The organism is Streptomyces sp. NPDC044064 (assembly GCF_056434245.1).
Genome location: NZ_JBWKFN010000002.1, coordinates 222,036 through 235,831, shown reverse-complemented (window position 1 = coordinate 235,831; position 13,796 = coordinate 222,036). Strand labels below are relative to the sequence as shown.

The 13,796-nt window shown below is 70.2% G+C and carries 14 protein-coding genes (1 of these 14 only partly in view); 7 read left to right on the top strand and 7 right to left on the bottom strand.

Going from position 1 to position 13,796, the window contains the following annotated elements:
• Positions 1-22: 22 nt before the first annotated feature.
• The 3 genes from recO to AC07DS_RS04120 are packed head-to-tail and all read left to right on the top strand — an operon-like array spanning position 23 to position 3,007.
• Complete coding sequence (gene recO, locus AC07DS_RS04130) at positions 23-769, top strand: DNA repair protein RecO (protein WP_386571960.1); 747 nt, start codon at positions 23-25, stop codon at positions 767-769.
• Between the two features lie 20 nt (positions 770-789).
• Positions 790-1,641 (top strand): isoprenyl transferase, encoded by an 852-nt coding sequence (locus AC07DS_RS04125; protein ID WP_145883388.1) that lies wholly within the window; start codon positions 790-792, stop codon positions 1,639-1,641.
• Between the two features lie 40 nt (positions 1,642-1,681).
• The gene (locus AC07DS_RS04120; RefSeq protein WP_479142490.1) at positions 1,682-3,007 is read left to right on the top strand and encodes a histidine-type phosphatase; all 1,326 of its coding nucleotides are present in this window, start codon (positions 1,682-1,684) and stop codon (positions 3,005-3,007) included.
• Positions 3,008-3,023: 16 nt separating this feature from the next.
• Here AC07DS_RS04120 and AC07DS_RS04115 read toward each other — a convergent pair whose 3' ends face one another.
• The 4 genes from AC07DS_RS04115 to AC07DS_RS04100 are packed head-to-tail and all read right to left on the bottom strand — an operon-like array spanning position 3,024 to position 6,144.
• Complete coding sequence (locus AC07DS_RS04115; protein ID WP_479142488.1) at positions 3,024-3,437, bottom strand: Fur family transcriptional regulator; 414 nt, start codon at positions 3,435-3,437, stop codon at positions 3,024-3,026.
• 60 nt (positions 3,438-3,497) lie between these two features.
• Positions 3,498-4,400: a metal ABC transporter permease gene (locus AC07DS_RS04110; protein WP_479142486.1), complete on the bottom strand. Its 903-nt coding sequence runs from the start codon at positions 4,398-4,400 to the stop codon at positions 3,498-3,500.
• On the bottom strand, positions 4,400-5,170 hold the full coding sequence (locus AC07DS_RS04105) for a metal ABC transporter ATP-binding protein (protein WP_479142892.1): 771 nt from the start codon (positions 5,168-5,170) through the stop codon (positions 4,400-4,402). Before AC07DS_RS04105 ends, AC07DS_RS04110 begins: the two co-directional genes overlap by 1 nt.
• 17 nt (positions 5,171-5,187) lie before the next feature.
• Positions 5,188-6,144: a metal ABC transporter substrate-binding protein gene (locus AC07DS_RS04100; protein ID WP_479142484.1), complete on the bottom strand. Its 957-nt coding sequence runs from the start codon at positions 6,142-6,144 to the stop codon at positions 5,188-5,190.
• 161 nt (positions 6,145-6,305) lie between these two features.
• Between AC07DS_RS04100 and AC07DS_RS04095 the strand changes: the two genes are divergently transcribed.
• Positions 6,306-7,688, top strand: a complete 1,383-nt coding sequence (locus AC07DS_RS04095; protein ID WP_479142482.1) for a glycine--tRNA ligase — start codon at positions 6,306-6,308, stop codon at positions 7,686-7,688.
• 216 nt (positions 7,689-7,904) lie between these two features.
• On the opposite strand, the gene AC07DS_RS04090 is transcribed toward AC07DS_RS04095, so the two are convergent.
• A complete protein-coding gene (locus AC07DS_RS04090; protein ID WP_479142480.1) occupies positions 7,905-9,017 on the bottom strand; it encodes an endonuclease/exonuclease/phosphatase family protein in 1,113 nt (370 codons plus the stop codon).
• 193 nt (positions 9,018-9,210) lie between these two features.
• Between AC07DS_RS04090 and AC07DS_RS04085 the strand changes: the two genes are divergently transcribed.
• Positions 9,211-9,822: a LysE family translocator gene (locus tag AC07DS_RS04085; protein WP_479142478.1), complete on the top strand. Its 612-nt coding sequence runs from the start codon at positions 9,211-9,213 to the stop codon at positions 9,820-9,822.
• Positions 9,823-9,858: 36 nt separating this feature from the next.
• Here the strand turns inward: AC07DS_RS04085 and AC07DS_RS04080 are convergent, their stop codons facing one another.
• On the bottom strand, positions 9,859-10,911 hold the full coding sequence (locus AC07DS_RS04080) for a chitinase (protein ID WP_479142476.1): 1,053 nt from the start codon (positions 10,909-10,911) through the stop codon (positions 9,859-9,861).
• A gap of 200 nt (positions 10,912-11,111) precedes the next feature.
• Here AC07DS_RS04080 and AC07DS_RS04075 point away from each other — a divergent pair, with 200 nt between their 5' ends.
• Both AC07DS_RS04075 and AC07DS_RS04070 read left to right on the top strand, forming a co-directional pair.
• Entirely contained in the window at positions 11,112-12,122 is a 1,011-nt protein-coding gene (locus AC07DS_RS04075; RefSeq protein WP_479142474.1) for an aldo/keto reductase, read from the top strand.
• 25 nt (positions 12,123-12,147) lie between these two features.
• Positions 12,148-12,735, top strand: a complete 588-nt coding sequence (locus AC07DS_RS04070) for a TetR/AcrR family transcriptional regulator (RefSeq protein WP_479142472.1) — start codon at positions 12,148-12,150, stop codon at positions 12,733-12,735.
• Here AC07DS_RS04070 and AC07DS_RS04065 read toward each other — a convergent pair.
• On the bottom strand, positions 12,728-13,796 hold the 3' portion of the coding sequence (locus AC07DS_RS04065; RefSeq protein ID WP_479142471.1) for a PQQ-dependent sugar dehydrogenase. Its footprint extends 230 nt past the window's final position; the window shows 1,069 of its 1,299 coding nt (coding positions 231-1,299); its start codon lies off the right edge, out of view; its stop codon occupies positions 12,728-12,730. The two genes, AC07DS_RS04070 and AC07DS_RS04065, sit on opposite strands and share 8 nt — an antisense overlap.

The window sequence follows — 13,796 nt, the reverse complement described above, 5'->3', positions numbered from 1 at the left end:
AGAGAGCGGGCAGAATGGAGCCATGAGTCTGTTCCGGGACGACGGCATCGTCCTTCGCACCCAGAAGCTCGGAGAAGCGGACCGCATCATCACGCTGCTCACGCGTGGTCACGGGCGGGTGCGTGCCGTGGCCCGTGGGGTGCGGCGGACCAAGTCGAAGTTCGGGGCCCGGCTGGAGCCGTTCTCCCACGTCGACGTGCAGTTCTTCGCGCGGGGCAGTGAGCTGGTCGGGCGCGGGCTGCCGCTGTGCACGCAGAGCGAGACGATCGCTCCGTACGGTGGCGGGATCGTGACCGACTACGCGCGCTACACCGCCGGCACGGCCATGCTGGAGACCGCCGAGCGGTTCACGGACCACGAGGGCGAGCCGGCCGTGCAGCAGTACCTGCTGCTGGTGGGCGCCCTGCGCACGCTCGCCCGGGGCGAGCACGCCCCGAACCTCGTCCTCGACGCCTTCCTGCTGCGCTCGCTGGCCGTCAACGGCTACGCGCCCAGTTTCGGCGACTGCGCCAAGTGCGGAATGCCCGGTCCGAACCGCTTCTTCTCGGTGGCCTCCGGAGGCTCCGTCTGCGTCGACTGCCGGGTGCCCGGCAGCGTCGTACCCTCGCCGCAGACCCTGGTACTCCTCGGCGCGCTGCTTACGGGAGACTGGGAGACGGCGGACGCGTGCGAGGCGCGCTACGTCCGGGAGGGCAGCGGGCTGGTGTCCGCCTATCTGCACTGGCATCTGGAGCGCGGACTGCGCTCCCTCCGGTACGTGGAACAGTGAGCAAGGGAGACGAGAAGCACATGGTCGTACGCGGGATCCTGGGACGTCAGCGCCGCGAGTACAAGTCGCCGGAGCCGCACCCGTCCGGCGCCCGCGCACCGAAGCTCCCGGGCGAGCTGGTGCCGAACCACGTGGCGATCGTCATGGACGGCAACGGCCGCTGGGCCAAGGAGCGCGGGCTGCCCCGCACCGAGGGCCACAAGGTCGGCGCCGAGCGGGTGCTCGACGTGCTGCAGGGCTCCATCGAGGTCGGCGTCCGCAACATCTCCCTGTACGCCTTCTCGACCGAGAACTGGAAGCGCTCGCCCGACGAGGTCCGCTTCCTGATGAACTTCAACCGCGACTTCATCCGCAAGACCCGCGACCAGCTCGACGAGCTGGGCATCCGGGTGCGCTGGGTGGGCCGGATGCCCAAGCTGTGGAAGTCGGTCGCCAAGGAGCTGCAGGTCGCCCAGGAGCAGACCAAGGGCAACGACCTGCTCACGCTGTACTTCTGCATGAACTACGGCGGCCGCGCCGAGATCGCCGACGCCGCGCAGGCGCTCGCCGAGGACGTGAAGGCGGGCCGTCTCGACCCCTCCAAGGTCAACGAGAAGACCCTCCAGAAGTACATGTACTACCCGGACATGCCGGACGTGGACCTGTTCCTGCGCCCCAGCGGCGAGCAGCGCACCTCCAACTACCTGCTCTGGCAGAGCGCGTACGCCGAGATGGTCTTCCAGGACGTGCTGTGGCCGGACTTCGACCGCCGCGACCTGTGGCGGGCCTGCATGGAGTTCGCCTCCCGCGACCGCCGCTTCGGCGGAGCCGTCCCGAACGAGGAACTCCTCGCCATGGAAGCCGCCATCAAGGGTGATGACGCCACTTCGTAGCCACCGGCGGTTCACCCGGGCCGCCGAGGATGCGGGACTCATGAGACGTCTCACGCCTGTCCTCGCCCTCGGCGCCCTCCTGCTCACCGCGCTGCCGGCCCACGCGTCCGACGGTCCCGCACACCGGGACTCCTACGGCACCAAGGCGCCCTACACGCCCGGGCAGAACCCGCGCACCTACCAGCGGACCCCCGCCGGCTACACCCCCGTCTTCACCGAGAACGTCTCCCGGCACGGCTCCCGGGCCGCCACGGACAGAGAGGACGGCGACCTCGTCCTCGCCCTGTGGGACAAGGCGCAGGAGCAGGGACAACTCACCCGCAGGGGCGAGGAGTTCGGGCCGGCGGTACGGGCCCTGCAGGCCGCCATGTCCCAGGTCGGCTACGGCAACCTCAGCGGACGCGGCAAGCAGGAGCTGAAGGACACGGCCGCGCGCATGCAGCAGCGGCTGCCCTCCCTGTTCGGGAAGATCGCCGCGGACGGCGAGAAGATCGACGTGGTCAGCTCCGGCCAGGGCCGGGCCGTCGACAGCGGCAACACCTTCGCGGGCGCGCTCGCCGAGGCCGACCCGGCGCTGGGGCCGCTGATCGGGCCCACCCGCACCGACAAGGACCTGCTGTACTTCCACAAGGCGGCGGGCGGCGCGGCCTACCGCGACTACATCGCGCACGACCGGCGTCTCGCGAACACCCTGAAGTCGATCACCGACCAGCCGCGGACGCACGAGGCCGCCCGCAGCGTCCTGCGCAGGATCTTCAAGGACGACTTCGTCGAGGGGATCGCCGACCAGGTCCCGGCCGCGCAGGCCGTCTACAACCTGTACGCCATCGCGCCCGCGATGAGCGAGGAGAGCCCCGACGGGCAGGGCTGGGGCATGGAGCGGTACGTCTCCCGCTCCGACGCGGCCTGGTTCGGGTACCTGAGCGACGCCGAGGACTTCTACGAGAAGGGGCCTGGCTTCGCCGACAGCGACATCACGTACAAGATGGCCGGCGTCCTCCTGGACGACTTCTTCAAGCAGGTGGAGGCCAAGCGGGACGGCACCAGCGACCTCGGCGCCGAACTGCGCTTCACCCACGCCGAGGAGATCATCCCGCTGGCCGCGCTGATGGGCCTGCCCGGCAGCACCGAGCCGGCGACGCCCGAGGAGCCGTACACCTACGCCGGCAACCCTTGGCGCGGTGCCTCCGTGGCCCCCCTGGGCGCCAACATCCAGTGGGACGTCTTCCGCAAGGGCGACGACTACCTGGTGCGCATGCTCTACAACGAGAAGGAGACGGCCTTCAAGACGGGCTGCCGTCCCATCACCAAGGGCAGCGCCTTCTACGGCCTGGACGAGCTGGAGCGGTGCTTCGGGCGGGACTGACCGACCCTGACGCTGGTCAACGCTTCGCGGCGCACTCCGCACAGGTCCCGAAGATCTCCACGGTGTGCGCCACGTTGACGTAGCCGTGTTCCACCGCGATCGCCTCGGCCCACTTCTCCACCGCGGGGCCCTCTACCTCGACCGCCTTGCCGCAGCCGCGGCAGACGAGGTGGTGGTGGTGTTCGCCGGAGGAGCAGCGGCGGTAGACGGACTCGCCGTCCGAGGTGCGCAGGACGTCCACCTCACCGGCGTCGGCGAGGGACTGCAGGGTGCGGTAGACCGTGGTCAGACCGACCGAGTCGCCCTTGTGCTTGAGCATGTCGTGCAGTTCCTGCGCGCTGCGGAACTCGTCCACCTCGTCGAGGGCCGCCGCCACGGCTGCGCGCTGCCGGGTGGAGCGGCCCTTCACGGGCGGTCCAGCGGTCGTCACCGTCGTCTCCTCACGTCTCGCGTCTGCCCGGGCCATTGTGCCAGCCCGGGCTGTGCGCGGTCAGACACCGACCTCGTCGCCCGCCCCTCGGGTGGCCGGAATCGAGCACTCGGCGGGGTCGCCCGCGGGCTGTGCCGCGGCGGCCGCGCGGGCGCGTCGGCGGGCCAGCGGGGTGGCCAGGGCGGTGAGGACGACGAACGCCCCGATGGTCAGCAGGACGATCGTCGCACCGGGCGGAACGTCCTGGTAGAACGAGGTGACCGTGCCGCCGATCGACACGGTGACGCCGATGGCGACGGCGATCGCGAAGGTCGCGGCGAAGCTCCGGGTGAGCTGCTGTGCGGCGGCGACCGGTACGACCATGAGCGCGGAGACCAGGATCAGGCCGACCACCCGCATGGCGACGGTCACCGTGACCGCCGCCGTGACGGCGGTGAGCAGGTTCAGGGCGCGCACCGGCAGCCCGGTGACCCGCGCGAACTCCTCGTCCTGGCTGACCGCGAACAGCTGGCGGCGCAGTCCGAGCGTCACGGCGACCACGAACGCGGCGAGGAGCGTGATCGCGGTCACGTCCGAGGGGGCGACCGTCGACAGCGAGCCGAACAGGTACGACATCAGGTTGGCGTTGGAGCCGCCCGGAGCGATGTTCACGAACATGACACCGCCGGCCATGCCGCCGTAGAAGAGCATTGCGAGGGCGATGTCGCCGCGGGTCTTGCCGTACCAGCGGATCAGTTCCATCAGCACCGAGCCGAGCGCTGAGACGGCGGTGGCCATCCACACCGGCGAGGCGTTCAGCAGGAAGCCGAGGCCGACGCCGGTCATCGCCACGTGCCCGATGCCGTCGCCCATCAGGGGCTGGCGGCGCTGGACGAGGTAGATGCCGATCGCGGGCGCGGTGATGCCGACCAGGACGGCCGCGATCAGAGCGCGCTGCATGAAGGCGTAGTCGAGGAGGTCCATCAGCTCAGCAGTCCCGTGCGGAGAGATTCGGTGCCCGCGGGTGCGTGCGGGTGTACGTGGTCGTGGCCGGGTAGCGCATGTTGGCCGACTGCCCGTGGGGGTGGGCCGTCGTGCAGCACACAGCCGTCGCGCAGGACGACCGCCCGGTCGATCAGGGGCTCCAGCGGGCCCAGCTCGTGCAGGACCAGCAGGACCGTCGTACCGGCCGCGACCTGCTCGCGGAGTGTGTGCGCGAGCACCTCCTGGCTGGCCAGGTCGACGCCCGCCATCGGCTCGTCCATGATCAGCAGCTGGGGCTCGGCGACCAGGGCGCGGGCGATCAGCACCCGCTGGTGCTGGCCGCCGGAGAGCGCGGTCACCGAGTCCTTGGCGCGGTCCGCCATGCCGACCAGTTCCAGGGCGCGCTGCACGGCCGCCCGGTCCGCCTTGCGGAAGACGCCGAAGCGGGTGCGGGCCAGCCGGCCCGAGGAGACGATCTCGGTCACCGTGGCCGGGACACCGCCCGCGGCCGTGGTGCGCTGCGGTACGTACCCGACGCGTGCCCAGTCCCGGAAGCTGCGCCGCGGCGTGCCGAACAGCTCGATCGAGCCACCGCTGACCGGCACCTGGCCGATGATGCTGCGCACCGCCGTCGACTTGCCGGAACCGTTCGCGCCGAGCAGCGCGACGACCTCACCGCTGCGCACGGTGAGATCGATGCCGCGCAGGACCGGCCGCGAGCCGAGTTCCGCGGTCACCCCGCGCATGGCGATGACGGGCTCGCCCATGATGTCGTCCTCCGTGCCGGTCACTTGGCGCCCAGGGCCTGCCGGAGGGCCTTGAGGTTGGCTTCCTGGACCGAGAAGTAGTCGGTGCCCCGGGACTTCTTCGTGATGCCCTCGAGCGGGTCGAGGACGTCCGTGCGCAGGCCCGCGTCACCCGCGACGGTCTTCGCGGTCCGGTCGCTGACGAGCGTCTCGTAGAAGACGGTGGTGACGCCGTCGGCCTTGGCCATCGTCTCCAGGTCCTTCACCCGCGCCGCGCTGGGCTCGGACTCGGGGTCGAGGCCGTTGATGGCCTCCTCGGTGAGGCCGTAGCGCTCGGCGAGGTAGCCGAAGGCGGCGTGCGTGGTGATGAAGACCTTGCTCTTCGTGTGCGCGAGGCCGTCCTTGAACCGCGTGTTCAGGTCGTCCAGCTTCCTGACCAGGGCCGCGGTGTTCTTCCGGTAGTCGGCCGCGTGATCCGGGTCGGCCTTCTCGAAGGCCTTGCCCACGCCCTCGGTGACCTGGGCGTAGCGCACCGGGTCGAGCCAGATGTGCGGGTCCTTGCCGCCGGACTCCTCGCCCTCCTGCGTGTCGTGCGCGGCGGCGTGGCCGCCGACCTCGTTGCCGTGCTCCTCCAGCGAGGTCAGGGAGGCCGCGTCGATCTTCGTCCGCACCGGGGACTGGGCCACCGCCTGGTCGACGGAGGGCTGGAGGTTCTTCAGGTACAGGACCGCGTCGGACTCCTCGAGCCCGGCGATCTGCTGCGGGCTGATCTCCAGGTCGTGCGGCTCCTGGCCGGGGGAGGTCAGCGTGGTGACGTGGACGTGGCTGCCGCCGATCTGCTCGGCGAGGAAGGCCATCGGGTAGAACGACGCGACGACGTCGAACTTGCTCGTGTTGCCCGCGGCGCTCGCGCCGGAGCAGGCGGAGAGGGTGGCGAGGCCGAGGACGGAGGCCGCGGTCGTCGCCACCGCGGATATGAGCTGTCGTCGTACGTTCATGACAGTCATTTTCAACAAACATGGAAACCGTTGTCAACAAGGCCCGTCAGGGGCCCGAGATGGGGGGCCGATTTGGCCGTGGGGGAGCCTGCGCCGGTAACCTGAATCATTCGCTGGAAGCATCTCGCTTCAACGCCCGTCGTCGTAATGAAGAGAGCACCGTGGCCGCCGACAAGATCGACACCATCGTCAGCCTGAGCAAGCGCCGTGGCTTCGTTTTCCCCTGCAGTGAGATCTACGGCGGACAGCGTGCCGCCTGGGACTACGGACCGCTGGGTGTCGAGCTCAAGGAGAACATCAAGCGCCAGTGGTGGCGCTACATGGTGACGTCGCGCGAGGACGTGGTCGGTATCGACTCGTCCGTCATCCTGGCTTCCGAGGTCTGGGTCGCCTCCGGCCACGTCGCCACCTTCACGGACCCGCTGACCGAGTGCACCTCGTGTCACAAGCGGTTCCGCGCGGACCACCTCGAGGAGGCGTACGAGGAGAAGAAGGGCCACGCCCCGGCGAACGGCCTGGCCGACATCAACTGCCCGAACTGTGGCAACAAGGGTCAGTTCACCGAGCCCAAGCAGTTCTCGGGTCTGCTCTCCACCCACCTCGGCCCGACCCAGGACTCCGGCTCCGTCGCCTACCTGCGTCCCGAGACCGCGCAGGGCATCTTCACCAACTTCGCCCAGGTCCAGACCACCTCGCGTCGCAAGCCGCCGTTCGGCATCGCGCAGATGGGCAAGTCCTTCCGCAACGAGATCACGCCCGGCAACTTCATCTTCCGGACCCGCGAGTTCGAGCAGATGGAGATGGAGTTCTTCGTCAAGCCGGGCGAGGACGAGAAGTGGCAGGAGTACTGGATGGAGCAGCGCTGGAACTGGTACACCGGCCTGGGTCTCCGTGAGGAGAACATGCGCTGGTACGACCACCCGCAGGAGAAGCTCTCCCACTACTCCAAGCGCACCGCCGACATCGAGTACCGCTTCCAGTTCGGCGGCAGCGAGTGGGGCGAGCTGGAGGGTGTCGCCAACCGGACCGACTACGACCTCGGCGCCCACTCCAAGGCCTCCGGTCAGGACCTCTCCTACTTCGACCAGGAGGCCGGCGAGCGCTGGACGCCGTACGTCATCGAGCCCGCGGCCGGTGTCGGCCGCACGATGCTGGCCTTCCTGCTCGACGCCTACGTCGAGGACGAGGCGCCGAACGCCAAGGGCAAGATGGAGAAGCGCACGGTGCTGCGCCTGGACCACCGTCTGGCCCCGGTGAAGGTCGCGGTGCTCCCGCTGTCCCGCAACCCCGAGCTGTCCCCGAAGGCCAAGGGTCTCGCCCAGGCGCTGCGTCAGCACTGGAACATCGAGTTCGACGACGCGGGCGCCATCGGCCGCCGCTACCGTCGCCAGGACGAGATCGGTACGCCGTACTGCGTCACCGTCGACTTCGACACCCTCGAGGACAACGCGGTGACGGTCCGTGAGCGTGACTCCATGAAGCAGGAGCGCGTGTCGCTGGACCAGATCGAGGGCTACCTCGCCAGCCGCCTGCTGGGCTGCTGACCCGAAGCCCGTCCCGGGGGGGGGGGGGGGGGGGGGGGGGGGGGGGGGGAGGGGGGGTGGGGGGGGGGGGGGGGGGGGGGGGGGGGGGGGGGGGGGGGGGGGGGGAAAGACCGCAACCCCCCCCCCCCCCCCCCCCCCCCCCCCCCCCCCCCCCCCCCCCCCCCCCCCCCCCCCCCCCCCCCCCCCCCCCCCCCCCCCCCCCCCCACCGCTGCGTTTCACAGGTCCAGGTCCACGAACAGCGCCGCGTGGTCCGAGGCCGCGTTCCCCTTCGACGTGACGGTGTCGAAGGACTTGATGCCCTTTGCGAAGATTCCCCGGGTCTCCACCCCGACGTGCTGCACCTCGGGCCACAACGACGGCGGGAGCAGTATGTAGTCGAGCTTGTCCTGCTCGCTCCTGCACTCACCGTGGGTGCCCGGCACTCCGCGATAGGCGTGATGGCTCATCACGTCACGCAGGCCCGTTTCCCCCAGTTCCACGGCCGGCGCGCTGTTCGGGTCGTCGTTGAGGTCGCCGGCGACGACGACGTACGGGGTGCGCTCCAGTGCGGCCTGGTAGATCTCCGCGACCCGCCTGGCCTGGGCCAGCCGCAGTTCCGGATCGTCCTGGAACTTGCTCTTGAGATGGTTGCCGAGGAGCACGAGGGGGGAACCGTCGAGCCGGATCTCGAACTCGGGGCAGTCACGGCTGAAGAGGCGCTGGTCGGGGCGTTCCGGGTTGGTGTCGAAGATATGGGTCCGCACGGACGTGATCGGGTGACGGCTGAGGATCCCGACGTCGATGCCCCGGGCGTCGTTGCCGTCGATCAGCAGGTTGTACGGGTACGGCCGCCTGCCCAGCGCCCCGGCCAGGACCTGCGTGTTGAAGCGCTCCAGGGTGAGCCGGTCCTCGACCTCCGCCGTGAGCAGGATGTCCGCGTCGACCTCGGAGACCACCCGGCCGGTGTTGCGCACAACGTCCAGATCGAGGTCGTCCTGCCCCAGTTCGGCCCAACCGGCCCACCCGGAACGGCCGTCGGCGGTGATCTCGACGGTGGTGTCCTTCCCCGAGCCGTGCGTCCTGAACAGCCCGGAGCCCGCGCCCGGGCGGGACTGGTTCACGAAGATCAGCGGCGGGTTCACCGGGTCGATGGCGTACGCCCGGTGCTTCTGGATGAGCCCGGCGATCTCCGCCTTGTCGGCGCCCTGATACACCGGCAGGTCGAGGAGAGTGACCAACTTGGCGAAGTCGCTGAGGACTTCTTCGCGCTCGGCCGTGTCCGAGAGGCGGAACGCCGTGGGCCGGCGGAAGAGGTTCTCCATGTTGAAGGTGGCGATACGGATGCTCATCGCGGGCCTCCTCGGCGGCGCGAGAGCACCGCACGGCCGACGGCAGGCGCCGCCTGAGAGACTGCTCGCCGGCAGTTCCATTCTCCGAGCCCCGGCGGACCGTGTCCAACGGAGCCGGTCTTCCGAATTGGTCCTCCATGAAGGCCCGGGATTGGCCCTGTCCGGGCATCGCCCGGGTCACCAGGGTGGCCTCATGAGCCTTGCCTTTCTGCTGACCACCCTGGTGGTCGTCGCCACCCCGGGTACCGGTGTCGTCTACACCCTTGCCGCCGCCCTGTCCCACGGCCGCCGGGCGGGCGTGGTCGCCGCGTTCGCCTGTGCGCTCGGGATCGTGCCGCACGTCCTCGCCACCGTCACCGGGCTCGCCGCGCTGCTGAACGCGAGCGCCGCCGCCTTCCAGGTCCTCAAGTACACCGGTGTCGCCTACCTGCTGTACATGGCGTGGGCGACGCTGCGGGACAAGGAGGCCATCGTCGTCGAGCGGGACAGCGGACCCCGGTCGGCGGTGCAGGTGATCGTCCGGGGCGTGCTGATCAATCTGCTCAACCCCAAGCTGACGATCTTCTTCTTCGCCTTCCTGCCCCAGTTCGTCAGCCCCGAAGAGCCGCACGCGCTCCCGCGCATGCTGGGCCTGAGCGGCGTCTTCATGCTGCTGACCTTCGTCGTCTTCGCCCTGTACGGGGTGCTGGCCGCCTCCGTACGCAGTCAAGTCATGTCCCGGCCCAGGGTCATGGCCTGGCTGCGACGGAGCTTCGCGGGGTCCTTCCTCGCGCTCGGCGCCAAGCTCGCCCTCACGGCCCGCTGAAGGGCGGCCGCCGGAGCAGGTTGCGGGGCAGGGCCGTCAGCGTCCCTGAAGCGCCTTCACGTTGTCGCCGAAGGTCCAGTTCTTCGAGCCGTCCCAGTTGACCGACCAGGTCATCAGGCCCTTGAGCGAACTGCCGTAGTGCTTCCAGGCCTGGGAGACCAGGGACGGTGACATGTAGCCGCCGCCCGCGCCCGGCTGTGCGGGCAGCCCCGGCACCTGCTTGTCGTAGGGCACCTTGACGGTGGTGCCCTGCACCACCAGGCCCTTGTCGAGGCAGTCGGTCTGGGCGGTGAATCCCGCTACGGTGCCCGCCGAGTAGGAGTCGCCCGAGCAGCCGTACATGCTGCCGTTGTAGTACTGCATGTTCAGCCACCACAGCCGGCCGTTGTCGGCGTACTTCTTGACGATCGGCAGGTACGCGCCCCAGATCGAGCCGTAGGTGATGCTGCCGCCGGTGACGTACGCGGTCTCCGGGGCCATCGTCAGGCCGAAGCCGGACGGCATCCGGGCGAGAACGCCGTCGATGATGCGGATCAGATTGGCCTGGGACGTGGACAGCTGGGAGATGTTCCCGCTGCCCACCAGCCCCGTCTCGATGTCGATGTCGATGCCGTCGAAGTTGTACTTCTTCAGGATCGGGACGATGGTCGCCACGAACCGGTCGGCGACCGCGCTGGAGGAGAGGTCGATGCCGGCCGCCGCGCCGCCGATCGACAGCAGGATGGTCTGGCCGGACGCCTTGGCCGCGCACATCTCGGCGGGCGTGGCCACCTTCACGCCGCTGTCCATGCCGTCCTCCCACAGGGCCGTGCCGTCCGAACGGATGACCGGGAAGGCCGCGTTGACGACGTTGTAGCCGTGTGCGGGGATGCGGGAGTCGGTGATGGGGGTCCAACCGAAGGGCGGATGAACGCCGTTGGCCGAGCCGTCCCAGTTCTCCCAGTAGCCCTGGAGTACCTTTCCGGCCGGGCGGGACTTCAGGGCGCAGGTGTCGGCGGCCGAGGCGGTGGGGGCGGCGGCGATCGCGAGGGGGGCGAGGACGGCCGTGGTGAGTGCTGCGTTGAGCAGCCTGAGCGTGCGGCGGAGCATGCGGATCCTCCCGGTGGGGGTGCGGCGAGGTGTCGTAGGCATGTCGGTGCGTCGTCCCGTGGGGGTGCACTGTCCATGACAGTGCATGTGGTCCAGACCTCTCGTCAATAGGTCTGGACCAAGTGGTGCCCCGAGAGGCGCTGACAACTATGGACTGACAGATATTGAAATCTGTTATCTGTCATGGCAGGGTGGAGGGCATGACGATGCGAACCCGAACCCTCGGAACCACCGGCCCCCAGGTCTCCGCCCTCGGCCTCGGCTGCATGGGCATGTCCGCGCTGTACGGCGACGCCGACCGCGCGGAGTCCGTCGCCACCATCCACGCCGCCCTGGAGGCGGGCGTGACGCTGCTGGACACCGGCGACTTCTACGGCATGGGCCACAACGAGATGCTGATCGGCGAGGCCCTGCGCTCCGCGCCCGCCGCCCGGCGCGAGCAGGCACAGGTCAGCGTGAAGTTCGGCGCCCTGCGCGGCCCCGACGGCGGCTGGACCGGCTACGACGGCCGGCCCGCCGCGGTGAAGAACTTCGCCGCCTACTCCCTGCAGCGCCTCGGCGTCGACCACATCGACGTCTACCGGATCGCCCGCCTCGACCCGGACGTGCCGATCGAGGAGACCGTCGGCGCGATCGCCGAACTGATCGAGCAGGGGTACGTCCGGCACGTCGGCCTGAGCGAGGTCGGCGCCGAGACCGTCCGGCGGGCCGCCGCCACCGCGCCGATCGCGGACCTGCAGATCGAGTACTCGCTCATCTCCCGCGGGATCGAGCAGTCGATCCTGCCGACCACCCGTGAGCTGGGCATCTCCGTCACCGCGTACGGAGTTCTCTCCCGCGGCCTGATCTCCGGCCACTTCTCCCGCGACCGGCAACTGGCGGCGAACGACTTCCGCGCCTACTCGCCCCGCTTCCAGGGCGACAACCTCCAGCACAACCTGAACCTGGTCGACGCGCTCCGCAAGATCGCCGAGCAGAAGGGCGTGACGGTCGCGCAGATCGCCATCGCCTGGGTGCTCACCCGCGGCGAGGACATCGTGCCGCTGATCGGCGCCCGCACCCGCGAGCGGCTGAGCGAGTCGCTGGGCGCGCTGGACGTGACCCTGGACGAGTCCGACCTGACGGCGATCGAGCAGGCCGTACCGGCGGACGCCGCGGCCGGCGACCGCTACCCGGCCGCCGCCATGGCTCACCTCGACAGCGAGCGGTGACCATGACGCCGGGTACGGTCTAGCCATGGCACCGCCCACCGAGACCCTGACCGCCGAGCGCATCCTCGAAGCGACCGAGGAGGTGCTGCGCCGCCACGGCCCGGCCAAGGCCACTGTGGTCGACGTGGCCCGCGCGCTCGGTGTCAGCCACGGCAGCGTCTACCGGCACTTCCGTACCAAGGCGGTGCTGCGCGAGGCGGTGACCAAGCGGTGGCTGGACCGGACCTCGCAGCAGCTCGCCGGCATCGTCGCCGCGGACGGCTCTCCCGAGGACCGGCTGCGGGCCTGGCTCGCGGCCCTGTTCGAGGCCAAGCGGCACAAGGCGGGCGACGACCCGGAGCTGTTCCGGACGTACACGGTGCTGACCGAGGAGAACGTCACGGCGGTCGGCGAGCACATCACCGACCTCACGGCCCAGCTCACCCGGATCATCCAGGACGGCGTCGCCGCCGGCGCCTTCGCCGCCCCCGACCCGGCCGCCACCGCCCGCGCGGTCTTCCAGGCCACGGGCCGCTTCCACGACCCGGGCTACGCACGCGAGTGGCGGCAGCCCGGAGTCGAGGAGGAGTTCACCGCGGTGGTGGACCTGCTGCTGCGCGGTCTGCTCACCTGACGGCGACTTTGAGGATCTTGTCGAGCTGGTAGCCCTTCCGGTCGGTGCCGAGCCACAGCTCGTTGGTGCCGGGGACCTTGGCGAGGGCGCGCAGCTTCCCGTAGGCGCCGTTGTAGAACGCGGTCAGCCTGCCGACGCTCCGTCCGTCGGCGTTGATCGGCAGCCGCCACAGCCGCTCTCCGCGCAGCGTCGACGCGTAGACGGAGTTGTCGACGACGGCCAACTGGGCGGGCACGCCTCCGTCGCTCGGCTTCCACACCGCCTTGGGGTTGGTCATGCCCGCGGCGGAGCAGCCGCCCTCGCAGGCGGGCCAGCCGTAGTCGGCGCCCGGCTGGATCAGATTGAGTTCGTCCCAGGTGTCCGCGCCGATCTCGGACTCCCACAGCCTGCCCCGGGCGTCCCAGGCCAGACCCTGCGGGTTGCGGTGGCCGAGGCTGTAGACACGGTTGCCGAACGGGTTGCCGGGCGCCGCGGCGCCGGTCCTGGTGATGCGCAGGATCTTCCCGTTGAGCGAGTTCCTGTCCTGCGCCAGGGCGCCCTCGCGGGCGTCGCCGGTCGTGACGTACAGGTATCCGTCGGGGCCGAAGGCGATACGGCCGCCGTTGTGGTCGCCGCCCCGGCGGATCCCGCCGAGGACGACCGTGTAGCCGCTGAGCGAGGTGCCGTCGAAGCGCATCTTCACGACCCGCGTGCCCTCGGCGGCCGTGTGGACGAAGAACACGTCCCGGTCCGTCGTCCCGTTCCAGGTGGGGGAGGGGGCGACGCCCAGCAGCCCGCCGTTGCCCACGCCGGCGCCGGCGGTGCCGTTGACCGTGTTCGGCACCGCACCCACCTTCTTCTTGGAGCCGTCACGCCCCTGGAGCCACACCGTGGAGCTGTGGCGCTCCGTCACCAGCGCTCTCTTTCCGCCGGGCAGGAAGGAGATCCCCCACGGCTCCGTCCAGCCTGCGGAGAGAGTGGAGGGGGGGGGGGGGGGGAGGGGGGGGGGGCGGGGGGGGGGGGGGGGGGGTGGAGGGGGGCAATCGTAACGGAAAGCAGGGGGGAGGGTAGTGGGGGGGTGG

Bases quoted from the DNA above. Each gene is read 5' to 3' on its own strand.
- recO (WP_386571960.1), top strand. From the start codon at position 23: ATGAGTCTGTTCCGGGACGACGGCATCGTCCTTCGCACCCAGAAGCTC.
- AC07DS_RS04125 (WP_145883388.1), top strand. From the start codon at position 790: ATGGTCGTACGCGGGATCCTGGGACGTCAGCGCCGCGAGTACAAGTCG.
- AC07DS_RS04120 (WP_479142490.1), top strand. From the start codon at position 1,682: ATGAGACGTCTCACGCCTGTCCTCGCCCTCGGCGCCCTCCTGCTCACC.
- AC07DS_RS04110 (WP_479142486.1), bottom strand. From the start codon at position 4,400: ATGGACCTCCTCGACTACGCCTTCATGCAGCGCGCTCTGATCGCGGCC.
- AC07DS_RS04100 (WP_479142484.1), bottom strand. From the start codon at position 6,144: ATGAACGTACGACGACAGCTCATATCCGCGGTGGCGACGACCGCGGCC.
- AC07DS_RS04090 (WP_479142480.1), bottom strand. From the start codon at position 9,017: ATGAGCATCCGTATCGCCACCTTCAACATGGAGAACCTCTTCCGCCGG.
- AC07DS_RS04085 (WP_479142478.1), top strand. From the start codon at position 9,211: ATGAGCCTTGCCTTTCTGCTGACCACCCTGGTGGTCGTCGCCACCCCG.
- AC07DS_RS04080 (WP_479142476.1), bottom strand. From the start codon at position 10,911: ATGCTCCGCCGCACGCTCAGGCTGCTCAACGCAGCACTCACCACGGCC.
- AC07DS_RS04075 (WP_479142474.1), top strand. From the start codon at position 11,112: ATGACGATGCGAACCCGAACCCTCGGAACCACCGGCCCCCAGGTCTCC.
- AC07DS_RS04070 (WP_479142472.1), top strand. From the start codon at position 12,148: ATGGCACCGCCCACCGAGACCCTGACCGCCGAGCGCATCCTCGAAGCG.